The organism is Micromonospora sp. KC723 (assembly GCF_004348595.1).
Lineage (GTDB): Bacteria > Actinomycetota > Actinomycetes > Mycobacteriales > Micromonosporaceae > Micromonospora.
The window spans coordinates 1-22954 of the sequence record NZ_SMKD01000050.1; the positions used below are offsets into that span (position 1 = coordinate 1).

Below are 22954 nucleotides of genomic sequence, written 5' to 3' on the forward strand. Positions count from 1 at the left end.
TTCCGGCGCGGTGTGGGGGAGGAGGTGGGCCAGCGCGGCCCGGCTGTTGGCCCAGACGGCGACGAGCGCGCAGCCCGGCACGGTGGCCAGCCCCAGCAGTGGGGCCTGGTTGACCGACAGGACGGACACGAGCAGCAGTACCAGGCTGAACAGGCTCAGTGGCGCGCGCCGCACCGCGGTGTACGCGGCGATCCGGACGGCCGGCCCGAAGTTCAGGTGCGGGGCCAGCACGGCCAGCGCCAGCGCCAGCACGCTCGCGGCGAGCACGAGGATCGCCGTGACAGCCAGCGGCGGGACGAGTAGCGCGCCGAGACGGGAGTCGTGCAGGACGACGATGTCGGTGGTGAGCACCGCGAGCAGCGCCACGGCGGCCGACCAGCGGCCGACCGCGGGGACGAAGGACCGCCGGTAGGCGCGGACGAAGTCGCGTACGGGAGGTTGGTCGGTCGGTGCCGCCGCCCCGCCGAGGTAGCCGAAGGCCGCGGCGAGCGACGGACCCACGCTGATCGACAGCAGCCCGAAGAACACCGGGTAGCGCCAGGGCTGCGCGACCACGGCCAGCGCCGCGAGCAGCGGGAGGTTGGTGACGGCCAGGCCGAGGTTGACCACCAGGGCCCGGTGGACGAACGACCAGAGGGTCGTCCAGGTGTCCGCGCTGACGTTGACCCGGCCCGAGAGCGTCCGGTGGGGGGTGGTGGGAGCGGTCATGCCGTCGTCACTTCAGCCCGCTGGTGGCGATGCCCTGGACGAAGTAGCGCTGCCCGATGAGGAAGACGGTCAGGATCGGCAGCACCGACAGCACCGAACCGGTCATGATCATGGCGTACTCGGCGTCGTAGACGCCGACGAAGGAACGCAGGCCGATCTGCACCGTCCACAGGTCGTTGCTGGTCAGGTAGATGAACGGGCCCATGTAGTCGTTCCAGGTGTTGACGAAGGTCAGCAGGGCGAGGCTGGCCAGCGCCGGCTTGGACAGCGGCAGCACGACCCTCGCCCAGATGCCGTACTCACTGAGGCCGTCCACGCGGGCGGCCTCGCACAACTCGTCCGGGATGGTGAGGTAGTACTGCCGCATCAGGAACACCCCGAACGCGCCGAACGCCTGTAGGAGGATCAGCGACAGATGGGTGTTCACCAGGCCGGCCTTCTCCATGATGATGTACTGCGGCACCATGTACGCCTGCCACGGCACGGCGATGGTGGCGACGTAGGCCACGAAGAGCGCGTCGCGCCCGGGAAAGCGGACCTTGGCGAACCCGTACGCCGCGAAGCTGCCGGTGAGCACCTGCAACGCCGTGATGACGACACTGAGGAACAGCGAGTTCTTCAGGTAGGTGACCAGTGGGATCCGGCTCCAGATCCGGGTGTAGTTGTCCCAGTGGAACTCTTCGGGGATCCACCTGATCGGCACGGTGAAGACCTGGGAGTCGAGCTTCAGCGAGGACGTCACCATCCACAGGAACGGGATCATCACGGCGAGCCCGAGCACGGTGAGCAGGACGTGCAGGCTGATCCGCCCGGCGACGCCGTTCAGTCGCCGGCGCCCCGCCGGTGGCCGCGCCGAGGCGTCCCGCGCGGGGGAGCCGTCCCGACGCTGCGGGGTGGTGGTGGTCGCGGTCATCGCTCACTCCTCTGCTGGAGCCGGAACTGGACCACCGTGATGAGCAGGACGACCACGAACAGGACCATCGCGATGGCGGAGGAGTATCCGAAGCGCCCCTGCTCGATGCCCTCCCGGAAGATCAGCTGGGAGAGCACGAGGGTGGAGCGGCCCGGACCACCCTCGGTCATCACCTGGACCAGGTCGAAGACCTTGAAGCTGGAGATGGTGAGCATGATCAGGACGAAGAAGGTGGTCGGGCGCAGCGAGGGCAGGGTGATGTGCCAGAACCGCTGCCAGGCGGAGGCGCCGTCCATCCTGGCGGCCTCGTACAGCTCGCCGGGGATGGTCTGGAGTCCGGCCAGGTAGAGCACCATGTAGTAGCCCATGTCCCGCCAGACGCTCGCGATGATCAGCGCCGGCATGGCCCAGGTCGTCGAGGTTGTCCAGCCGGGCGGACTGTCGACGCCGACCGCGCGCAGGAACTGGTTCACCGGGCCGGCGTCGGGGCTGAAGAGCATGTTCCAGACCACCGCCACCGCGACCAGCGAGGTGATGTACGGGAAGAACAGCGCCGTACGGAAGAACCGCACCCCGCGCAGCTTGCGGTTGAGCAGGACGGCGAAGCCCAGGGCGGCGACGAGGGTGAGCGGCACGTGGCCGACCGCGTAGTAGGTGGTGTTGCGCAGCGCGGTCCAGAAGTTCTCGCTGTCCACCAGGCGGCGGAAGTTGTCCAGGCCCACCCACTCGGGCGTGCTGTAGGAGTTCCACTTCATGAAGGCGAGGGCCAGCGAGGCGACGACGGGGACCAGCGTGAGGGCCGCGAAGCCGATGAAGTTCGGCAGGATGAAGCTCCAGCCGGCCAGCGTGTTGCGCCGGCGGAGCCTGCGCGCCCGGGGGGTGGACGCGGCGGATGCGGTGGTGGAGACCATGGTGGGTGCTCGTCCGGAGCCCGGACGTTCCTCCTTCCCTGAGGTGGACGGTGCCCCGGGGGCGGTGCGCCCCCGGGGCACCGGGCGGTCAGTCGACCTCGGACTTGACGCGCTTGCCCATCTCGACGATGCCGGCGTCGACGGACTTCTCGCCGGTCATGATCAGTTCGTGCTCCTCGTTGAGGATCTTGTCGACGTCGGAGGACTTCTCGCTCACCGGCATCTCCAGCTTGACCTCGCCCGGCTGGAACGCCTTCTTCGCCACCTCGTCGTTGGCCATCCCGTCCACCTTGAAGTACAGGTCGGTGATGGTCGCGTCGTTGTACGCCGGGAAGACCCCGATCTTCGCGATGGCCGCCGCGCCCTTCTCGCCCGACGCCCAGGTGACGAACTTCCGCGCCGCCTCGGCGTTGCGGGCCTTCTTGTTCACCGCGAACGCGGTGGGCGATCCGAACGTCGTCGAGGCGCCCTCGGTCGCCTGCGGCAGCGGCGCCATGCCCCAGTCGACCTTGATCTTGCCGGCCTTCTTCTCGTCGATCAGGCGGGCGGCGTACCAGGTGCCCATCGGCAGCATCGCCGCCTTCTCCTCGGAGAACATGGTGTGGTAGGTGACCTTCTGGGTCCTGGCGGTGGCCCACTTCAGCGTGGCCCCGGACTTCTCCAGGTCGAGCGCCATGGTGTACTGCGGCTTCATGAAGCCGTAGTCGCCGCCGAGCTGGTCGCCTCCGGTCTGGGCCGCCGCGACGGCCTGCACCAGCGAACGCCAGGTGTGCTGGTACGTCCCGTACACCGTGTCCGCGCCGCTGCCCTTGGTCGTCTTCTTCGCCAGGTCGGCGTACTCCTGCCAGGTGAGGCTGGTCAGGTCGGCGCCGGAGTTCGCCAGCAGCTTCTTGTTGTAGTAGAGCACCCAGAAGTCCTGGCGGTAGGGCAGGGCGAAGTAGTCGCCGTCGAGGTCGAAGGCGTCCAGGCCGCGGTACTTGCTCCTGTCGAGCTTGCCCACCTCGTCCTTGAGGGAGGCCAGCTGCCCACGGGTGCCGTACCGGGCGTAGTCGATGACGTTCTTCATGGTGATGACGTCGGTGCTGTCCCCACCGGCCAGCATGGTGGTGACCTTCTCCGGGTAGTCGTCGGCGAGGATGTCGACCGGCTGCACGTCGACATCCTTGTGCTCCGCCTCGTACGCCTCGACCAGGGCCTTGAACTCCGGCGTGGTGTCGTAGTTCCACAGCGCCACCGTCAGGATCGTCTTGCCGTCGGCGGTGGTGGCGGACTTCTCACCACTGCCGCAGCCGGTGGTGGCCAGCGCGATACCGGTGGCGATCGCCAGGGCCTGGGTAAACCGTCTCCTCACAAGGAACTCCTTCATCGGGGGATTCAAGCGCGACGACCGGGGGCAGTCGCCGGCGGGTCAGGCGTGCAGGGTCAGGGCCTCGGGGGTGACCTCGGCCCGGAGCGGTTCGGCGGCGATCCACCGGGACAGCTCGTCGAGGGTGTGGTCGGTCAGCCGCAGGATCTCCGAGCCGAGCGACCCCGCGATGTGCGGAGTGATCATGACGTTGGGTGCGCCACGCAGCGCGGCGTCCGCCGGGAGCGGCTCGGGCTCGGTGACGTCGAGGATCGCGAACAGTCGGCCCGAGCGGCACTCGGCCGCGAGGGCCTCGGAGTCGACGAGGCTGCCCCGGGCGGTGTTGATGACCGTCGCGTGGTCGGGCAGCAGCGCGAGCTCCGCCGCCCCGATCATGTGGTGGGTGCTGGGCAGCGCGGGGGCGTGCAGCGACAGGATCTCGCAGCGGGGCAGCAGCTCGTGCAGGTCCACCAGGGTCGCGCCGGCCAGGGCGACCTCGGTGGGGTCGGCGTGCGGGTCCGCCACCAGGCACTGTGCGGAGTCGAGACAGCCGAGGAGGTCGACGACCCGGCGGCCGATGCGGGAGAAGCCGACCACGCCGACGGTCCGGCGGTAGTTGGACAGGTCCCCGTACCCGTCGCGGTGGCCCCAGCCCTGGTACGCCGCCTCGGGGTCGGCGGCGATGAACGGCGCCTTCTTGCCGGCGAAGATGATCGCGGCGAGGGTGTACTCGGCCACCGGGATGGCGTTGGCGTCGGCGGCGTTGGTGACCCGGATACCGCGCCGCCAGACCTCGCTGGTGACCAGGGAACGAACGCTGCCGGCGGCGTGGAAGACGGCCCGCAGGGCGGGGGCGGCGGCGAGCCGTTCGGCGGTCAGCGCCGGAGCCCCCCAGGAGGTCACCAGCACCTCGACCACCGCCAGACGGGCCCGGGCCGACGGGGAGTCCAGGTCGTCCACCCAGATCGGGTCGGCCAGGGCGACCAGCTCGGCCAGCCGTGCCAGCCGTGCCTCGTCGAAGTGGGCGCGGAAGGATTCCCGGTCCATCACGACGAGCGCCTGCTGCTTCGTCTGCACCGTCAATGTGTCTCCCCGGTTACGGATCGCTGGCCGACGCTCGACCGTCGCGGAGCCTTTGAATTCGTGTCGGTGACATGGATAACCTATTCCGAACACGGTCGCTACGAGGCAGTCGCGATCGATCTGAAACGTTCACGAACGAACATCAGCCTGGGGGCGGCTCCATGTCGAGGGACCGGATGTTCAACCTCCAGCGCCGGGAACGACTGCTGGAGGAGTTGCGCCGGCACGGAGCGGTACGCGTCAAGGAACTGGCCCAGACCCTCGGCGTCAGCGAGCTCACCGTGCGCCGCGACATCACCGCCCTCGCCGAGAACAACCTGCTGACGAAGGTGCACGGCGGCGCGACCCTGCCCACCCAGCTCGGGCCGGAGCCCCGCCGCCAACGCCCGGCGCCCACCCGCTTCACCATCGGCATGGTCGTGCCGTCGCTCGACTACTACTGGCCGTCGATCGTCACCGGCGCCCGCAACGCCGCCGCCTCCCTCGGCGTGCACATCCAACTGCGCGGGTCGAGTTACGACCCCGACGAGGACCGCCGGCAGATCACCCGACTCATCGAGTCGCAGCAGGTCCAGGGGCTGCTACTGGCACCCAGCCTGGAGGGCGACGGGGTCGACGAGATGATCGGCTGGATCGGGAACCTGCCCGTGCCGACGATCCTGGTGGAGCGGCAGACGCCACGGTGGACCCCCACCCTGCGCCAGCTCGAGTGGGTGCGCAGCGACCACTCGCTGGGCCTGGAGATGGCGGTGCGTCACCTGCACCAGCACGGCCACCGGCGGATCGGGCTCGTCCTCTCCAAGGGCAGCCCCACCTCCGCCCACCTGGCCCGCGGGTGGGAGCTGGCCTGCGCCGACCTCGGCCTGCCCGACGGCATGGTGGTCCGGGAGGCGGTCGCGCTGGACGCGCCGGGGCACCGGGAGATCATCGACGACCTCCTGCGCCGGTGCCGCCGGTCGCGGACGACGGCCCTGATCGTGCACGGCGACCCCGACGCGATGTCCATCGCCCAGTACTGCGCCGAGCAGGGGGTGTCCATCCCCGACGACCTCGCCCTGGTGTCGTACGACGACGAGGTGGCCCACCTCGCCGAGCCGGCCCTGACCGCGGTCCGGCCGCCCAAGGGCCAGGTGGGCCGGGTGGCGGTCGAGCTCATGGTGGCCCGGCTGTTGGAGGGCAGGCGCCGCTCGTCGCAGCGGGTGCTGATCACCCCCGAGCTGGTGATCCGGGACTCCTCCACCCCACGCCCGCCACGCTGACCGGACCGCGCCGCCTCAGGCCGCCTCCGCCGTCGGGTACGCCGGCAGGCGCAGGGCCGACGTCACGCCGTCCGGCCACCGGACCGTGACCGTGTCGGCCGCCCCGTCCGGCCGTACCGTCACGGTGGGCAGCGCGGGTTGCGCCGCGTCCGCCCCCCGCAGGACGACCGCCGCCACGTACACCCCGCCCAGGCGGGGCGGCTGCGCGGTCCGCAGCAGCGGCACCGCCACGTGTTCGCCCAGCGGGGAGGTGTGCCGCTCCCGGCGCACCTCGGCGGTGTCGAGCCCGACCAACCCCAGCAGGCAGGAGACCACCCGAGCACCGGTCACCTCGACGTCGGGGGGATCGGTGGCCGCGCGGGCCGTGGGCGGCACGTCACCGGCCACCGGCCATCCACTGAACTCCAGCCGGGTCGCGGCGTCCAGCCCGACCGTCGAGTCGACCCGGGCCGCCCGTACCTCCACCGCGCCGCGCAGCAGCGACCCCATGGTCAGCGTCGGACCGTTCCGAACCGCCCCCCGGCGGCCCGAGCCGTGGTCGGGACCGTGGTCCTCCTCCGTCGCGACCCAGTGCGCCCGGGCCCGCGACACGGCCCGGCCCACGCCGTCCACCAGCTCGCAGCCCAGCGTCTCGAACCCGTTGCGATGGGTACGCCGACCCGCCCCGTCCACCACCGTGACCGAGTTGTCCGACGGGTCGCCGACCGCCGCCCCCACCAGCGGCGGCAGGGTGGCCGTCGAGTAGCCCAGCCGGGCGTACAACGGCGAGTCCGCCCGCTCGTCGTGCGGCACCGAATGGTCCGTGCCGTGATTGACGATCCGCACCAGACCGTCCCCACGGGTGCCGCTGACCAACCAGCCGGGCACCGGCAGCGCGGCGGCGACGTCCCCCCGTTCGACCGGCAGCGGCCCCTCCGGCTCCGTCCACACCGGATGGCCGGCCGGCAGGGCCAGGCCGAGCATCCCCTTGGCCGCCCAGTACGGCGAGCCGGGGCCGGAGTACGACTGCGCCATCGCCGGCCACTCGCGGTGCCAGCCGAGCGTCAGCAGCCCGCGCTCGTCCGGCGTCCCGTTGGCCTGGAAGTGCCCCAGGACGCCGCTGCACGCGCGCCGCAGCACCCCGGGCGTCAGGTCGGTCGCGCCCGTCATCGCCCCCACCCAGAACGGCGCGGCGGCGGCGAATCGGTAACTGAGACTCCTGCCCTGCAACAGCGGGGAGCCGTCCGCGCCGACCAGCGACACCGCGTCGGCGAGGAACCGGCTGAGCCGGTCCCGCCAGACCGCGCGTAGCTCCTCCGGGCAGAGCTCGCCGGCCATCTCCGCCCAGAGCAGCGGGTAGACGTGCAGCGCCCACCCGCCGTAGTGGTCGTAGGCCCGCTCGGGTCCGTCGGAGTACCAGCCGTGGGCGCGGTACAGCGACTCGTGGACCCGCAACCCCCGGTCCACGTCGTCGGCCGACCACGGGCCACCCACCGAGCGCAGGAACGTCTCGACGACGATCTGGAACCACACCCAGTTGATCGGCGGGTACTCCTGCCCGACCACGGTGCCGAGCCACGCCACGATCCGGTCGCGGTCGCCGGGCTCCAGCAGGTCCCACAGCCACGGCCGGCTCAGGTGCAGGCCCAGCGCGATCGAGCAGGCCTCGACCTTGGCCTGGTCGAGCCGGTCCGGGCGCGGCCACGCGGTCGGCGAGGAGGGATCGGTGCCGGCCCGCAGCCCGTCGGCGTACCACTGGGCCAGCCCGTGCGGGTCCACGCCCGACTCGCCGCGCAGGCGGATCGCGGCCAGCAGGAACGAGCGGGCGAACGCCTCCAGCGAGTCGCTGTCCCGGCCGTACGCGCTGGCGCGCCCCGGTAGGTCGACGCGCGCGTGGTCGACCGAGGCGTACGGCCGCAGGGCCAGCAGCATCCGGTCCGCCGAGGCGGCCCAGTGCGCCCGGGTGTAGCCGGTGAACGGGGACAGCCGCCGGTCATCGGCGGTCATGTTGGCCTCCCGAGGCGGTCAGGGTGAACGAGTTGGCGGTCGCTGCCGGAGGTACGAGGACCAGCCGGTGGACGGCCGCGCCCCACACGTCCCGCAGCAGCGGATCGTCCACGGCATGCCGTTCGAGCCGGCCGGCTCCGGCGTGCGGATCCCACGCCAGGGTGAGGACCCGCCCGCCGAGGGCGCGGACGGTCAGCTCCCCGGTGTGGTGGGCGAGTGGCTCGCCGGCGACGACATGGTGCAGCCGGACGTCGGCCGGGTCGTCGACGCGCCACGTGTCGGTCACGACGACCGTCGCCGTACGGCGGTCGAGGCGCACCTCCCGCCGCCACGACCGGCACCCCGCCTCCGGGCCGTACGCCCCGGCGAGGTCGAGCCGGGCCGCGTCGCCGTCGGGGCCGAGCTCGACGGTCATCGCCGTGGCCCGAAACCCGGCGCCCGGGGGTTGCCCGTGGCCGTTGACCACCGGCAGGTTGTGCCACTGGCTCTGGGTGACCCACTGCTCGTACCGCCGGGCGGTGAACGAGATCGCCGTGTAGGTCGGCTGACCCAGGTCGACCAGCACGGGCGCGCCGTCGAGCGCCACCAGGTAGGAGCCGACGTCGTTGTGGTTGTGGTTCTCGTCGTTGTGCCCGCCCTTGACCGCCACGCACAGCCCCTCGGAAGAGCCGGGGCGCTCGCGGCTGACCAGCACCTGGACGTCGGGCAGCCAGGACGTCGCGGGCAGCGGCGGGGCAGCCTGCGGCTCGGCGGCCCACCGCGCGTCGGCGAGCCCGAGCACGGCTCTGCCCAGCCCGGCGTCGGCCGTCACCGCCGGCGTACCCGGGACGCGGTGGCTCGCCGCGTGGTCGACGACCTGCCGGTCGCCGGTGGCCCGGCCCCACCGGTGCAGGACGTGCCAGGGCTGCGCCGAGTGGGGGCGGGCGGGACCGTCGCCGACGTTGACGTACCACCCGTCGCCGAGCGCCATCCGGTGCGGGTACCGGGCCAGCTCCGGCAGGGGCGCCCAGCGCCACGGGTCCAGCAGCCCGCCGGTGGCCCGGTCGAGCAGGTCGAGGGCCTCGGCGAGGCGTGCCGGCCCGTTCCACCAGTAGGCGTACCCCTCGTCGCAGCCACCGTCCGCGGGCAGGGCGGTGAGGTACCGGTCGAGGCCGTCCACGACGAGGTCGACCACCCGCGCCCGCACCGGGGCGTCGTCGACCAGGAACAGGGCGGTCGCGAGGAGGTGACCGTGGATCCACGGGTTCCAGTTGTGCAGGTGCCCGTCCAGGCCGAGCCAGTGCCACTCCCGGCTGCCCAGGAACGGCTCGACGACGCGTTGCCGGGCCTCCCGGCGCATCCGGTCCCGCAGTCCGGGTACCCGCGCGTCGAGGGCCGGGGCCAGGGCCAGGTCGGCCCAGGCCAGCACGGCGACGGTCTCGGCGGCGCCGAGGTCGAGGTAGGGGTGGTCGGGGTCGGGCACCACCTGACCCCGGTCCGCGGCGAACCGTTCGTGCGCCGCCCAGCACCAGGTGGTCTGCTCGCAGAGCGCCAGCAGGCCGTCCGCCGCCTCGTCGAGGTACGGCTGCCCGCCGAGCGCGGCGGCCAGCACCGCCACGGACGTCCGCCGGCGTAGCTCGCCGGCCGGCTCCTCGTAGGCGGTGCGGTTGCCGTCGCGCCAGTAGCGCGCGTAGTCGGACAGCCGCGGATGCGGCCAGGGGTTGCGCCGGTCCGCGTCGGCCCGCTCGGTGATCGCGCGGGCGGTGACGTCGTCCACGTGCGACCAGGCCGCCCGGTCACCGGGTGTGGGCAGGGCGACCGCCGCCCGCCCCCGGGCGAGGGATGCCTCCCGGACGTCGGCGCCGAGCAGTTCCCACCGTCGCGCGAGCGGCCCCCGGTCAGTCACGGTCGTCGTCCTCCTCGATGAGGCGGGTGAGGGTGGCCGCCTCGCCGGCGACGCGGTGGGCGTCGTCGTCGGGCACGAACTCCAGCAGGGTGTCGTGCTGTCGTCCGGTGCCGCGCAGCAGCGTGAACACGCCACGCCAGAGCCGCTCGCGGGCGGCCAGCGGCAGGCGTTCCTGCCGGGGCCACCAGGAGAACACGTGCACCGTGTCGACCCAGGGCAGCACCCGCCGCAGGTCGTCGACGGCGTCGACGTCGGCGAGCCCCACGGGTGGCTGCCAGTACGTCCGCACGCCGGGATGCCCGACGTCGGTGAGCAGCTCCAGCGTCGACGCGGCGGTGTCGGTCAGCGTGCCGGAGTGGTACTCGAAGGCCAGGTCGATCCCGACGTCGCTGGCCTGCCGTGCCGCGGCGCGGGTCTCGCGGACCACGGCCCGCCGCTGCTCGGCGGTGGCCGCCGCGGAGCCGACGGTGCCGGCCCAGATCCGGATCCGGGGGGCGCCGAGCGCGACCGCGCTGGCCAGCACGGCGGTGAACTCCTCGGCTGCCTGCGGCCCGGCGCGGAAGTAGGAGCCGTAGGAGGCGACCCGGATGCCCCGGTCGAGGCTCTCGGCCCGGACCCGGGCCGCTGTGTCGCGGTCGCCCGGGGGGACGTGCACGTCGGCGCCCCACTCGACACAGGACAGGCAGGCGGCGGCGGTGACGTCCAGCACCGCTGCCGCGGAGCGGTGCCGGAGAGTCACCGAACAGATGCCAGGGGACAGGGGCCGGTTAGCTGGTGGCACGCTCGCCCTCTCGGCAGACGGGGTGGGGGTAAGCGCTTTCCGACCCTAGATCAACCAGCGGCGGGGAGGCAAGAGAACGCCGCGTGCGGATCCCGGTGTTCGGTTCCCTCCGGCCCGCGCCGTGGTCACTCGTCGGTGCGGGTCAGCAGTCCGATCCGCCACGGCAGCAGCGGGTACGGCGTGCCGGCCACGTCGACGCCCGGGTCCAGGCCCTGGTACAGCAGTTGGAGCCGCTGGGGGTCGATCTCCATCCGTTCGTCGTGTCCGGCGCGGACGAGTTCGCCGTGGCTGATGTCGGTGGACCACCTGCCGGCGGGGTAGCTCACGTTGCGGTGGTGGGCGAACGCCTGGTCGCCGCTGCCGTGGCGCGTCCACGGGCCGTCGAGGCGGTCCGCCGTCCAGGCCCGGTAGCACCGGTTCCCCCGGGAGTCGAACCCCTCGACGATCGTCAGGTACGTGTCGGTGCCCAGGACCTTGTACGTCGCGCTGCCCTCGTAGCAGTTCTCTCGCGTGTCGGCGATGGCGATCTCGGGTGCTCCGAAGCCGTGCGGGAAGTCCGCCACCGGGGTCCGTGACCGGTACAGGAAGCCGTTGTCGTCGGTGAAGAACAGGTAGCAGTGCTCGTCGTCGGCGATGACCCAGAAGTCGAGCCACCCCTGGGTGAGCAGGTACGGCTGTGCGGCGAAGAACCCGCGTGGCGCCGTCCAGGTGTCCGGGCGGGTCGGGTCGTCGGTGACCGAGTAGGCGGGCGGCCCCTGCTGGTAGACCAGGTACCACGTGTCCTGAGGTGAGAAGTAGAACAGTTGCGGCGCGGCCACGTACGCGTCGCCGATGTGCGGGTTCTGATCCAGGTGGTACAGCGGCGCGGACGGCGCCTCGGACCAGTCGGCGAAGCTGGTGGAGAACATGCGCCACGCCCCCGAGGTGTCGGCTGTGCTGCCGTAGACGAGCCAGCGGTCCCGCCACCGCACCACGGTGGGGTCCTTGACGGAGACGACGGGGTGCGCCGGGTCCGGTCGGGGGCTGATCAGGACGTCGCTGGACCGCCAGGTCACGCCGGCCCAGGAGTCGATGGAGCGGCCGGTGGCCGCGGACGGTTGGCGCGTCACTGCTGGAACCTCCCTGGTCGGCAACGGAATCTGCCGATGCATCCGAGTCGTCGGCCCTCTTGTGGGAGCCTTCGATCGTCCCTTAGTTTGTTTGCTATCCAGACCAACTATTCACCCTAGCCGTGTGCATCCTCTCGACACCGCCCTTCTCGAAGGGGAACCGATGACATCTCCGAACTCCGGCGCGGGAGCCTCGCGCCGCAACTTCCTCGGCCTCGTAAGCCTGGGCGCGGCGGCGGTCGCCGGCGGCCCGCTGCTGGCCGGGTGCAGCGAGAAGCCGGCCGGTTCCGGCGCCGCGCAGAACCTGGACAAGTTCGCCGACCTCCTGCCGGCGCACAAGGACCTGGCGCTGAACCTGACGCCGGACGTCAAGGGCACCCGCCCCGTTCCGGACGGCTACACGAAGTACCCCAGCACGCTCGTCGACGCGATCACCGACAAGCCGGGCACGAGCGGCGCGCAGGTCACCGCGATGACGCCGGCCTGGGGTCCGGCCCCGCCCGGGGTCGCCCAGAACGCCTACCTGCAGGCGGTGAACGCGGAACTGGGCACGCCGGTGAACTTCACCATCCAGGACGGCGTCACCTACGCCGACAAGCTCAACGCCATGCTCGGCGCCCGGGACGTGCCCGAACTGCTGTGCGTGCCGGGCTGGGAGGTGGAGAAGGTGCCGCGCTTCTCCGAGGCGGCCAAGGCCATCTTCGAGGACCTCACCGACTACCTCAAGGGTGACACGGTCAACGCGTACCCGATGCTGGCCACCTTCCCGACCGGGGCCTGGCGCAACGCGATCTGGAACGAGCGGCTGATGGCCGTGCCCAACCCCACCGACGGGCCGTTCCCCTGGGCGCTGTTCGCCCGCAAGGACATGCTCGACGACCGGGGCCTGGCCATCCCGAAGAACCTCGACGAGCTGCTCACCGTGGCCAAGGAGGTCACCGACCCGGCCAAGAAGGTGTGGGCGTTCAGCGACATCTTCGCCATGATCCAGATGTTCCACAAGGTGCCCGGCTCGAAGGGCGGGTGGCGGCTGAAGTCCGACGGGACGCCGGAGTTCAAGTACGAGACCCCGGAGTTCCGGCAGGCGTTGGAGGTGATGGCCAAGATCTACAAGGACGGCCTGGTCCACCCCGATCTCGTCGCCAGCAAGGGCGCGGACGCCGCCCAGCTGTTCGCCGCGAACGGCCAGGTCGTCCTCCACCAGGCCGGTGTCGGCATGTGGCAGGGCGCCCAGGCCGAGCACCAGAAGGTCAACCCCAAGCTCAACATCCAGCCGGTGCCGATCTTCTCCGCCACCGGCGGCGACCCCCTCGTCTGGGGCGACGACGAGCCGATCTCCTACACCTTCGTCAAGAAGGGCCTCGGCAAGGCCCGGGTCGAGGAGCTGCTGCGGATCATCAACTGGTGCTCCGCGCCGATGGGCACCCAGGAGGCGCAGCTGCGCGACTACGGGGTCGAGGGCAAGCACCACACCCGGACGCCGAACGGGCCGGTCAAGACCGAGCTGGCGTTCAAGGAGATCGGCAACCAGTACTTCTTCATCAGCGGCCGCAACCCCACCATCGGGCCGTACCCCGACACCCCCAACTACGTCCAGGACCTCGTGGCGTACTCCAACGACATGGTGAAGTACCTCGAGAAGGACCCCTGGGACGGGGTGAAGCTGGAGATGCCGGCCAAGTACAAGGCCAACCAGGTGCCGACGGAGGACAAGCTGACCGACGTCCTGCGCGGTCGCCGCCCGCTGTCCGACGTCGACAGCATCGTGCAGGAGTGGAAGGCCAACGGGGGTGAGGAGGCGAGGCAGCTGCTCGCCGGGTCGCTGCCCAAGGCGAACCGATGACCGCACGCAACGCCACCGTCGCGGCCGGGTCCGACCGGACCCGGCCCGACGGGTCGCCCCCGCCGCCGGTTCCCCGCCGTAGGAACCGTCGCCGCCAGTCGCTGCGCAGCCGACTGCGCCGCGACTGGCAACTGCTGGCCATGGTCGCACCCGGCTTCGTGATCCTGCTGGTCTTCAGCTACGTACCGATCCTCGGCAACGTCATCGCCTTCCAGGACTACAACCCGTACCTCGGGGACAACCCACTCCAGGCGTTCCTGAACAGCAACTGGATCGGGTTCGGTCAGTTCCAGCTCCTCTTCGAGGACCCGGCGTTCTGGGACGCGTTCCGCAACACCCTCGCGATCACCGCGTTCCAGTTGGTCTTCTTCTTCCCGCTGCCGATCGTCCTGGCGATCATGCTGCACAACCTGCTCTCCAGCCGGCTGCGCGGTGTCATCCAGACCGTCGTGTACCTGCCGCACTTCTTCAGCTGGGTGCTGGTCGTCAGCTTCTTCGTCGCCATGCTCGGCGGTGCCGGCCTGCTGGCCCAGACCATGCGCGAGGCCGGGCTCCAGCCGTGGAACATCATGACCAACCCGGACACGTTCATCATCCTGGTCACCGTCGAGGCGGTGTGGAAGGACATCGGCTGGGGCACCATCGTGTTCCTCGCCGCCCTGTCCACCATCGACCAGAGCCTCTACGAGGCGGCGGCGGCCGACGGCGCCGGGCGGTGGCGACGGCTGTGGCACATCACCCTGCCCGGTCTGCGGCCGGTGATCGTGCTGCTGCTCATCCTGCGGCTGGGTGACGCGCTCTCCGTCGGCTTCGAGCAGTTCCTCCTGCAACGCAACGCCGTCGGCCGGCAGGCCTCCGAGGTGCTGGACACCTTCGTGTACCACTTCTCCATCGCCACCGGAAACTACGGCTACGGCGCCGCGGCGGGTTTGTTCAAGGCCGCGGTCGGGCTCTGCCTGATCCTGGCCGCCAACCGGGTCGCGCACATGCTCGGCGAACGGGGGGTGTACTCGAAGTCATGACCGGGACCGTTGTGCAGAATCCAGTCCGCGGACGCGACCGCCGACCGGTGTGGGAGGAGAGACCGACCCGGGCCGGCCAGGGCCTCAAGGCGGTCGTACTGGCCCTGCTGGTGCTCGGCGTGCTGTTCCCGCTCTGGGTGATCCTAGTGACCAGCCTGTCCTCCCGGGAGACCATCGCCGAGGCCGGCGGCATGGTCGTCATCCCCAGGGGAATCGACACCTCCGCGTACGAGACCATCTTCGCCGGCGGCGCCGTCACCCGCGCACTGTGGATCAGCACCCTGGTCACCGTCATCGGCACCGCCGTGGCGCTGACCGTCACCGTCCTCGCCGCCTACGGCCTGTCCCAGCCGCGCTCGCTGGGCTACCGCTGGCTGCTGGCGTACTTCCTGCTGCCCTTCCTGATCTACCCGCCCCTGGTGCCCAAGTACCTCGTGGTGACCGGTCTCGGTCTCAAGGACACCATCTGGGCGCTGATCCTGCCGCCGGCGATCAGCGTGTTCAACCTGGTCGTCGTCCGCGGCTTCTTCCAGGGCGTCCCGCAGGAGCTGCTCGACAGCGCCCGCATCGACGGCGCCAGCGACTTCCGTACCCTGGCCCGCATCGTGCTGCCGCTGTCGCGCGCGGTCGTCGCCGTCGTCGGCCTGTTCTACGCGGTCAGCTACTGGAACGTCTGGTTCGACGCGCTGCTGTTCATCGACCGCAACGACATGTACCCGATCCAACGCGTGCTGCAGAGCTACCTGCTGGCCGGGCAGGCGCCGCACACCTCTGGCGGCACCGCCGGCGTCACCATGCCACCGACCGAGTCGATCAAGATGGCGGTGGTCATCCTCACCGTCGCGCCGATCGTCGCCGTCTACCCCTTCATCCAACGGCACTTCATCAAGGGTGTCCTGATCGGCGCCGTGAAGGGCTGACCGTGGCCCCGGGACGGCGACGACCGCCCCAGGAGCGTGGACCGCGTCGACCCCGTCGCGGTCCACGCTGGCGTCGGCCCCGCCGTGGCCGGTAAGGCCTGCTGACGCCGCGACCGGCCGCCCTGCGCCACCGGGCATCCCACGGACTCGCTCACGACAGGAGGAACGCGGTGCAGGCCACACAACTGGTGCCGCTGGGGCGTACCGACGTGCGGGTGACCCGCCTCGGCCTGGGCCTGGCCCCGATCGGTGGGATGTTCAGCCGGGTCGGCGACGAGGCCGCCCGGGTCACCGTCGAGGCCGCCTGGCGCCTCGGGCTGCGCTACTTCGACACCGCGCCGCTGTACGGGTGTGGACTGTCCGAACGCCGGGCCGGGGCGGTGCTCGCCAACCGCCCCCGGGCGGAGTTCACCCTGTCCACCAAGGTCGGCCGGCTGCTGGTGCCGGGCGATGGCCGGGGCCAGGACTTCTGGGCCGAGCCGAGCGGCCTGGTTCCGGTGTTCGACTTCTCCGCCGCCGGGGTGCTGCGCTCGCACGCCGAGAGCCTGGAGCGGCTCGGCCTGGACCGGATCGACATCGCCTACCTCCACGACCCCGACGACCACGTCGACGAGGCGATGCGGGGGGCGTACCCGGCGCTGGCGCGGCTGCGCGCGGCCGGCGAGATCGGCGCGGTCGGCGTGGGCATGAACCAGGCGCCGACGCTGGCCGACCTGGTTAGGGCCGGCGACTTCGACTGCGTCATGCTCGCCGGGCGGTACACCCTGCTCGACCAGTCCGGGCTGGACACCCTGCTGCCGGTCTGCCGCGACCGGGGCATCGCGGTGGTCGTCGCCGGCGTCTACAACTCCGGCCTGCTCGCCGACCCACGCCCCGGCGCTCCCTACGACTATGCTCCTGCCGGCCGGGAACTGGTCGAGCGGGCGACGGCGATCCGCGCCGTGTGCGACCGGCACGGGGTGCCGCTGCGGGCCGCGGCGATCCAGTTCCCCCTCGGGCATCCGGCGGTCACCAGCGTGGTGGTCGGCGCCCGCGACCCGGAGCAGGTCGCCGACAGCCTCGCGATGTTCGAGTGGGACATCCCCGGTGAACTCTGGGCCGACCTCAAGCGGGCCGGTCTCCTGCCGGACGAGGTCCCCACCCCGTGATCACCGACGCCCACCACCTGTGGTCCGCCCGGCGCGCCGGCTGGCTCGACGCGCCCACCCTGGCACGGCTCTGCCCCGACGAGCGGTCGGCCGTCCCCGACGGCACCGCCATCCGTACCTGTCGACTGGAGGTTGGTTCGTGAGACTCATGCGGGTGGGACCAGCGGGGGCGGAGCGACCCGTCCTGCTGACCGAGGGCCGCCACCTGGACCTCAGCCCGGTCACCGACGACATCGGTCCGGCGTTCCTCGCCGCCGACGGGCTGCGCCGCGCCGCCGAGGCCACGAACCTGCCGGAGATCGACATCACCGGCCAGCGGATCGGTTCCCCGATCGCCCGGCCCGGGGTGATCCTCTGCGTGGGACAGAACTACGCCGCGCACGCCGCCGAGTCCGGCGCGCCGCCACCGGACGCCCCGATCGTCTTCTACAAGGCCCCCAACACCGTGGTCGGCCCGTACGACGACGTGCTCATCCCCCGCGGCTCGGTCAAGACCGACTGGGAGGTGGAACTCGGCGTGGTGATCGGCCGCCGGGCCCGTTACCTCGCCTCGCCGCGCGAGGCCCTCGCCCACGTCGCCGGCTTCGTCTGCGCCAACGACGTCTCCGAACGCGACTTCCAGCTCGGCCACTCCGGCGGGCAGTGGTCCAAGGGCAAGTCCTGCGAGACCTTCCAACCCCTGGGGCCATGGCTGGTCACGCCGGACGAGGTCGCCGACCCGCGGGCGCTGCGCCTGCGGTCCTGGGTCAACGGCGAACCGCGGCAGGACTCCACCACCGCAGACATGATCTTCGAGGTGGCCCACCTCGTCTGGCACCTGTCCCAGTACACCGTCCTGGACCCCGGCGACCTGGTCAACACCGGCACCCCACCGGGCGTGGCCCTGTCCGGTCGCTTCCCCTACCTGCGACCGGGCGACGTCATGGAGGTCGAGATCGACGGTCTCGGCCGACAACGCAGCACCCTGCGGAACGCCTGATGGCCGTCATCGTCGCCGTCGACACCTACGACGTGCGGTTCCCCACCGCGCGCGCCCGCGACGGCTCCGACGCCATGAACCCCGACCCCGACTACTCCGCCGCCTACCTCGTGCTGCGCACCGACTCCGGCCCGGACGGACACGGCTTCACCTTCACCATCGGCCGGGGCAACGACATCTGCCGCACCGCCATCGACGCCCTCACCTCCTTCGTCGTCGGCGTCGACCCGGACACCGTCGACCTCGGCGCGTTCGCCCGCAACCTCACCCACGACTCGCACCTGCGCTGGCTCGGCCCCGAGAAGGGCGTCGTGCACCTCGCCGCCGGCGCGGTCGTCAACGCGATGTGGGACCTGGTCGCCAAGCGCGCCGGCAAACCGGTCTGGCGGTACCTCGCCGACCTCGACCCCGACCAGATCGTCGACCTGGTCGACTGGCGCTACCTCACCGACGCTCTCACCCCGGCCGAGGCGCGGGACCTGCTCCGGGCCGCCGAGCCCGGCCGCGAGGCGCGGATCGCCCGGCTCCAGCAGCACGGATACCCCGCGTACACGACCTCGCCCGGCTGGCTCGGGTACGACGACGGCAAGGTCGTCCGGCTCGCGAAGCAGGCCGTGGCGGACGGATTCCGCCAGATCAAGCTGAAGGTCGGCGCGGACCGCGAGGACGACGTACGACGGATCCGCGCGGCCCGGGCGGCGGTCGGACCGCACGTGCGTATCGCGGTCGACGCCAACCAGCGGTGGGATGTCGCCGAGGCGGTGAGCTGGATGCGGGCGCTGGCTCCCTACGACCCCTGGTGGATCGAGGAGCCGACCAGCCCCGACGACATCCTGGCCCACGCCGCCGTGCGCGCCGCTCTCGCCGACGCCGCGCCCGACGGCGGCCCGATCCGGGTCGCCACGGGCGAGCACGGCCAGAACCGGGTGCTGTTCAAGCAACTCCTCCAGGCCGGCGCGGTCGACGTCGTGCAGATCGACGCCTGCCGGGTCGGCGGGGTCAACGAGAACGTCGCCATCCTGCTGCTCGCCGCGAGGTACGGCGTGCCGGTCTGTCCGCACGCCGGTGGCGTCGGCCTTTGCGAACTCGTGCAGCACCTGGCGATGTTCGACTTCGTCGCGGTTTCCGGCAGCATCCGGGACCGGACCATCGAGTACGTCGACCACCTGCACGAACACTTCCGCACCCCGGTTGTGCTGCGCGACGGCAACTACCTGGCCCCGATCGCGCCGGGCTTCTCCGCCGAGTTACACCCGGAGAGCATCGCCACCTACACGTACCCGGACGGCCCGGCGTGGCGTCCAGCCCGACCGGCGGGGGAGGGGGAGGACCGTGAGATGTGACGGACTGGTCGCGGTGGTCACCGGTGGCGGTTCCGGGATCGGCCGCGCCTGCACCGAGGCGCTGCTGGCCGCCGGCGCCCGGGTGGGGGTGCTCGACCTGGACCCGTCGGGGGCGCCGCGGCACCCCGGGGTCCACCCGGTGCCCGCCGACGTCGCCGACCGGGCGGGGGTCACCGCCGCCGTCGACGCCGTGGCCGAGGCGTTCGGCGGCGTCGACATCCTGGTCAACAACGCCGGGATCTCGGCGGTCGGCGGTGTCGAGGAGAACGACGACGAGCAGTGGGCGCGGGTGCTGGACGTCAACGTCACCGGGGTGGCCCGCACCACCAGCGCGGCGCTGCCGTACCTGCGCCGCTCGTCGCACCCCGCGATCGTCAACATCTCGTCCATCGCCGCCGGCGCCGGTCTGCCCCGCCGTGCCCTCTACTCCGCGTCCAAGGGCGCCGTGCACGCGCTGACCCTCGCCATGGCCGCCGACCTGGTGGGCGACGGCATCCGGGTCAACTGCGTGGCCCCGGGCACCGTGGACACGCCGTGGGTGGCGCGGCTACTCGCCGCCGCGCCCGATCCGCAGGCCGAACGGCGGCGGCTCGCCGCCCGGCAACCCACCGGCCGGCTGGTCACCGCGGCGGAGGTGGCGGCTGCCGTGGTGTACCTCGCCGCGCCGGCGGCCGGCGCGGTCACCGGGACCACCCTGGCCGTCGACGGCGGCCTGGCGGGCCTGCGGATGCCGCCCCGGAGGTGACCGGACCGATCCGGCGGCACCCGGCGCGTCGGAGCCGGCCGGCCCGCCGGGCGACCGTCGCGGGACGGCGCCCACCGCCGGTGCGGTCGGCTGCCCCACCTCGGTGACGCAGCCGACCGCCGTGTCACCCGTCGATGCCGCCGTAGTGGATCTCGTGCCCCGGGCCTCGGACGAAGACCGCGGACCCTCCGGCGGCCACCGGCGCGGAGGTGGCCCGTGGTGCCCCGGCGACGGCGCGCCACGAGGACCAGGCGTCGGTCGGCACGTCGTACCGGATGGTGTGCAGCAGGCCGCCGCGGGCGCGGACCGTCACGTGCAGGCCGCTGTCGTAGGCGCTGAGGGTCGGCGCGGATGTCGCCCGCAGCGGGCCCGGGGCCGTCGTCCAGGGGGCCCAGCCGTCGGTGGTGAGGGTGTAACGGGTCGTGTGGATTGTGCCGCCGACGCCGCGGACCGCCAGGTGCAGATGCCCGAAGTAAACGGTGGTGGTGAGAGCGGACGTGACCGGTGGCGCGCCGGGCACCGCACCCCAGCCGGACCAGGAGTCGGTGATCAGCGTGTAGCGGGTGGTGCGCACCGTCCCGCCGGTGCCCTGAACGAACACGTGCAGGTCACCGCCGTAGACGACGGTGGCGGGCGCCGACTCGGCTCCCTTCGAGCCGGGGACGGTCACCCAGGCCGACCAGGTTCCGGTCGAGAGGTTGTACCGGGCGGTGCGGACGTGCCCGGTGGCGGTGCGGACGAACAGCCGCAGGTCGCCGCCGTACACCACGGCCGACGGGGTGTCCCTGGCGATCGGCCAGCCCGGGACCGCCGCCCAGCCCGACCAGGTCTGCGTGGTCAGCGAGAAGCGGTTCATCCGGACGTGACCCCGGTTCGTGGTGGTGAACAACCAGCGGTCGCCGCCGTAGTTCACCGTCGCGGGCGCCGACCCGGGACGGGCGGGCCCCGGCACCACCGACCAAGTCGCCGCGGCGGCTGCCGCCGGGTGGTCAGCCGGCAGCGGGGCCGCTGCCCGGGCGGGCGCGTCGGGCAGGGCGGCGGCGCCGAGGAGGAGGGCGAGGGCCAGTGCGAGCAGGCGGTGCAGCGGCCTCGCCAGCGGTGTGCGGGGCATGTGGGCTCCTGGTTGGTGGAGGGGTGCGTGACGGGTGAGGCGGCGTCCCGTCGAGGCTCTCACGCGGGCCCCTGCGGCGTTGTCCCCCGTGCGCAAAGCCGACACCCGTGCCGAGGAGGACGCGTGTCGACCCTGCCGGTCGCGGAAGGTGCGGAGCCGATGACGGACTGTCATCGGCCTGCGGTCGGCGACCGTATCGTGCCCGGACCGTTGCCGTCACGCCTCCGACCGGCCGCTCGCTGACTGGTACGGTCGCCAGGTGATCGTCGAAGAGCACTGGTGGAACGGGGACGCCACGCCTCGGGGGCGCCGTGACGTGTACATCCGTACCGACGGGCGGCGCTGGGAGGTTCAGGCGCAGATCGGTGGCGCGCAGGGCCGATCCGAGGTGCTGGAGTGCGGCAGCCGCAGCTCGGCGAGCATCCTGGCGGACTCCTGGCGTGCCGGCGGCCAGGGCTGGCGCGAACTGCGCCGCTCGGCCTAGTCACCCGCGCGACATCGCGACGTCGCCGGGCCACAACCGGCGCCGGGACTCGTGGTTGAACGCGCCCGGCGCCCACCCACGGCCGGTGCCGTACCCGCGGCCGGCCCCGGCGGCCAGCCCCTTCGGGCCGTACGGTCACGACCGGGACGGCCACCCCGCCAGCACGTCCGCCACGTCGAGCAGATCCCGCCGCGGGTCCGGTGCCGGCCGTGGCACCGCCGCCGGGGTACGCCCGAACCGGGGGGCCGGCGCGGGCTGCACCTCCCCGCCGACGGTGACGAAGGTGCCCCGGGCGGCGTTGTGCGGATGCCGGTGCGCCTCGGTGGGGGCGAGCACCGGAACCACACACGCGTCGAGGCCGGCGAAGACCTCGGCCCACTCGTCCCGGGTGCGTTCGGCGAACCGGTCGGTGAACCGGCGGCGCAGTCGCGGCCAGCCGCTCGGGTCGTACTGGGCGGGCAGGTCCTCGTCGGCCAGCCCGAGGCCGGTCAGCAGGGCCGCGAAGAACGCCGGTTCCAGCGCGCCGACGGCCACGAACCCGTCGTCGGCGGTGCGGTACGTGTCGTAGAACGGGGCGCCGCCGTCGAGCAGGTTGCGGCCACGCGGCGCGGTCCACAGCCCGGCGCCGATCATGCCGTGCAGGAACGCGGTGAGCAACGCCGAACCGTCGACCATCGCGGCGTCGACGACCTGGCCGACGCCGGAGCGTTCCCGTTCCAGCAGCGCGGCCAGCACGCCGACCACGAGCAGCAACCCGCCACCGGCGAAGTCGCCGAGCAGGTTCAGTGGGGCGTGCGGGCGTTCCCCGGCGCGGCCCAGCGGCTCCAGCGCGCCGGCCACCGCGAGGTAGTCGATGTCGTGGCCGGCCCGGGGGGCCAACGGGCCATCCTGGCCCCAGCCGGTCATCCGGGCGTACACCAGGCCGGGGTTGCGCCGCCGGCAGGTGTCCGGCCCGACACCGAGCCGCTCGGCCACCCCCGGCCGGTACGCCTCGACCAGCACGTCGGCGCGTTCCACCAGGCGCAGCAGGTCGGCCACCCCGCCGGGTGACTTCAGGTCCAGCGCGACGAGCCGCCGGCCGCGCTGCAACGGCCCGGTCGCCGGCGCGAGGCTGGCCAGTTCGACGACGCGTACCCCGGCGAGCGGTCCGCCGGCTTCGCCCCCGGTGGCGGCGTGCGGGCTCGCCTGCCCCGCACCGGCGCGTCGGCGACCGTCCCGCTCGTTCGGGTGGTCGCGGCAGCCCGGCTCGTCGTTGACCACCATCGGAGTCTCCCCGATCCGCCGGCGCGGGTCGATCCCCCGGCCGGAGTGCCGCGACGGCCGCCAGCAGCCCGGCGTCGCGCGCCTGCGTCGCCGTCCGGTCGGCGCGGCCCGGGGCC

General features: G+C 72.4%; 21 protein-coding genes. 10 read left to right on the top strand and 11 right to left on the bottom strand.

The genetic code is table 11. The features are described from left to right. The 5 genes from E1165_RS13710 to E1165_RS13730 all read right to left on the bottom strand — a co-directional run. A partial coding sequence (locus E1165_RS13710) for a DUF624 domain-containing protein (protein ID WP_132391413.1) occupies nt 1-708 on the bottom strand: 708 nt, incomplete at its 3' end. Nucleotides 709-715: 7 nt separating this feature from the next. Next, the gene (locus E1165_RS13715; RefSeq protein WP_132391415.1) at nt 716-1621 is read right to left on the bottom strand and encodes a carbohydrate ABC transporter permease; all 906 of its coding nucleotides are present in this window, start codon (nt 1619-1621) and stop codon (nt 716-718) included. After that, nucleotides 1618-2532: a carbohydrate ABC transporter permease gene (locus E1165_RS13720; RefSeq protein ID WP_132391417.1), complete on the bottom strand. Its 915-nt coding sequence runs from the start codon at nt 2530-2532 to the stop codon at nt 1618-1620. Before E1165_RS13720 ends, E1165_RS13715 begins: the two co-directional genes overlap by 4 nt. 88 nt (nt 2533-2620) lie before the next feature. Further along, a complete protein-coding gene (locus E1165_RS13725) occupies nt 2621-3883 on the bottom strand; it encodes an ABC transporter substrate-binding protein (RefSeq protein WP_132391419.1) in 1263 nt (420 codons plus the stop codon). Between the two features lie 57 nt (nt 3884-3940). Next, complete coding sequence (locus E1165_RS13730) at nt 3941-4954, bottom strand: hydroxyacid dehydrogenase (RefSeq protein WP_132391421.1); 1014 nt, start codon at nt 4952-4954, stop codon at nt 3941-3943. Between the two features lie 167 nt (nt 4955-5121). Here E1165_RS13730 and E1165_RS13735 point away from each other — a divergent pair, with 167 nt between their 5' ends. Further along, entirely contained in the window at nt 5122-6219 is a 1098-nt protein-coding gene (locus E1165_RS13735; RefSeq protein ID WP_132391423.1) for a LacI family DNA-binding transcriptional regulator, read from the top strand. Between the two features lie 15 nt (nt 6220-6234). Here E1165_RS13735 and E1165_RS30495 read toward each other — a convergent pair whose 3' ends face one another. The 4 genes from E1165_RS30495 to E1165_RS13755 form a co-directional block, all read right to left on the bottom strand. Beyond that, on the bottom strand, nt 6235-8205 hold the full coding sequence (locus E1165_RS30495; protein WP_132391425.1) for a DUF2264 domain-containing protein: 1971 nt from the start codon (nt 8203-8205) through the stop codon (nt 6235-6237). Further along, nucleotides 8192-10090, bottom strand: coding sequence for a heparinase II/III family protein (locus E1165_RS13745; protein ID WP_243704751.1), 1899 nt, complete (start codon nt 10088-10090; stop codon nt 8192-8194). Before E1165_RS13745 ends, E1165_RS30495 begins: the two co-directional genes overlap by 14 nt. Then, entirely contained in the window at nt 10083-10829 is a 747-nt protein-coding gene (locus tag E1165_RS29905) for a sugar phosphate isomerase/epimerase (RefSeq protein WP_243704752.1), read from the bottom strand. Before E1165_RS29905 ends, E1165_RS13745 begins: the two co-directional genes overlap by 8 nt. Before the next feature lie 167 nt (nt 10830-10996). Further along, nucleotides 10997-11980, bottom strand: coding sequence for a non-reducing end alpha-L-arabinofuranosidase family hydrolase (locus E1165_RS13755; RefSeq protein WP_207916879.1), 984 nt, complete (start codon nt 11978-11980; stop codon nt 10997-10999). A gap of 163 nt (nt 11981-12143) precedes the next feature. On the opposite strand from E1165_RS13755, the gene E1165_RS13760 reads away from it, so the two are divergent. From E1165_RS13760 to E1165_RS13790, 8 genes are all read left to right on the top strand, one after another. Continuing rightward, nucleotides 12144-13823 carry an extracellular solute-binding protein gene (locus tag E1165_RS13760; RefSeq protein ID WP_132391431.1) on the top strand — a complete coding sequence of 560 codons (1680 nt, stop codon included), beginning with the start codon at nt 12144-12146 and terminating at the stop codon, nt 13821-13823. Further along, on the top strand, nt 13820-14845 hold the full coding sequence (locus E1165_RS13765) for a sugar ABC transporter permease (protein WP_132391433.1): 1026 nt from the start codon (nt 13820-13822) through the stop codon (nt 14843-14845). Before E1165_RS13760 ends, E1165_RS13765 begins: the two co-directional genes overlap by 4 nt. Before the next feature lie 47 nt (nt 14846-14892). Beyond that, nucleotides 14893-15765, top strand: coding sequence for a carbohydrate ABC transporter permease (locus E1165_RS13770; RefSeq protein ID WP_243704753.1), 873 nt, complete (start codon nt 14893-14895; stop codon nt 15763-15765). A 170-nt stretch (nt 15766-15935) separates the two neighbouring features. Next, entirely contained in the window at nt 15936-16913 is a 978-nt protein-coding gene (locus E1165_RS13775; protein WP_132391437.1) for an aldo/keto reductase, read from the top strand. Next, the gene (locus tag E1165_RS28970) at nt 16910-17056 is read left to right on the top strand and encodes a hypothetical protein (RefSeq protein WP_165945219.1); all 147 of its coding nucleotides are present in this window, start codon (nt 16910-16912) and stop codon (nt 17054-17056) included. The genes E1165_RS13775 and E1165_RS28970 overlap by 4 nt, the downstream gene beginning before the upstream one ends. After that, nucleotides 17053-17892 carry a fumarylacetoacetate hydrolase family protein gene (locus E1165_RS13780; protein ID WP_132391439.1) on the top strand — a complete coding sequence of 280 codons (840 nt, stop codon included), beginning with the start codon at nt 17053-17055 and terminating at the stop codon, nt 17890-17892. Before E1165_RS28970 ends, E1165_RS13780 begins: the two co-directional genes overlap by 4 nt. Further along, nucleotides 17892-19235: an enolase C-terminal domain-like protein gene (locus E1165_RS13785; protein WP_132391441.1), complete on the top strand. Its 1344-nt coding sequence runs from the start codon at nt 17892-17894 to the stop codon at nt 19233-19235. The genes E1165_RS13780 and E1165_RS13785 overlap by 1 nt, the downstream gene beginning before the upstream one ends. Then, entirely contained in the window at nt 19225-19980 is a 756-nt protein-coding gene (locus E1165_RS13790; protein WP_132391443.1) for an SDR family NAD(P)-dependent oxidoreductase, read from the top strand. Before E1165_RS13785 ends, E1165_RS13790 begins: the two co-directional genes overlap by 11 nt. Nucleotides 19981-20104: 124 nt before the next feature. Here E1165_RS13790 and E1165_RS13795 read toward each other — a convergent pair whose 3' ends face one another. Further along, nucleotides 20105-21091: a hypothetical protein gene (locus tag E1165_RS13795; RefSeq protein ID WP_132391445.1), complete on the bottom strand. Its 987-nt coding sequence runs from the start codon at nt 21089-21091 to the stop codon at nt 20105-20107. Nucleotides 21092-21350: 259 nt separating this feature from the next. On the opposite strand from E1165_RS13795, the gene E1165_RS13800 reads away from it, so the two are divergent. Further along, nucleotides 21351-21575, top strand: a complete 225-nt coding sequence (locus E1165_RS13800) for a hypothetical protein (protein ID WP_132391447.1) — start codon at nt 21351-21353, stop codon at nt 21573-21575. Between the two features lie 135 nt (nt 21576-21710). On the opposite strand, the gene E1165_RS13805 is transcribed toward E1165_RS13800, so the two are convergent. After that, entirely contained in the window at nt 21711-22838 is a 1128-nt protein-coding gene (locus E1165_RS13805; RefSeq protein ID WP_132391449.1) for a CaiB/BaiF CoA-transferase family protein, read from the bottom strand. Between the last annotated feature and the right edge of the window lie 116 nt (nt 22839-22954).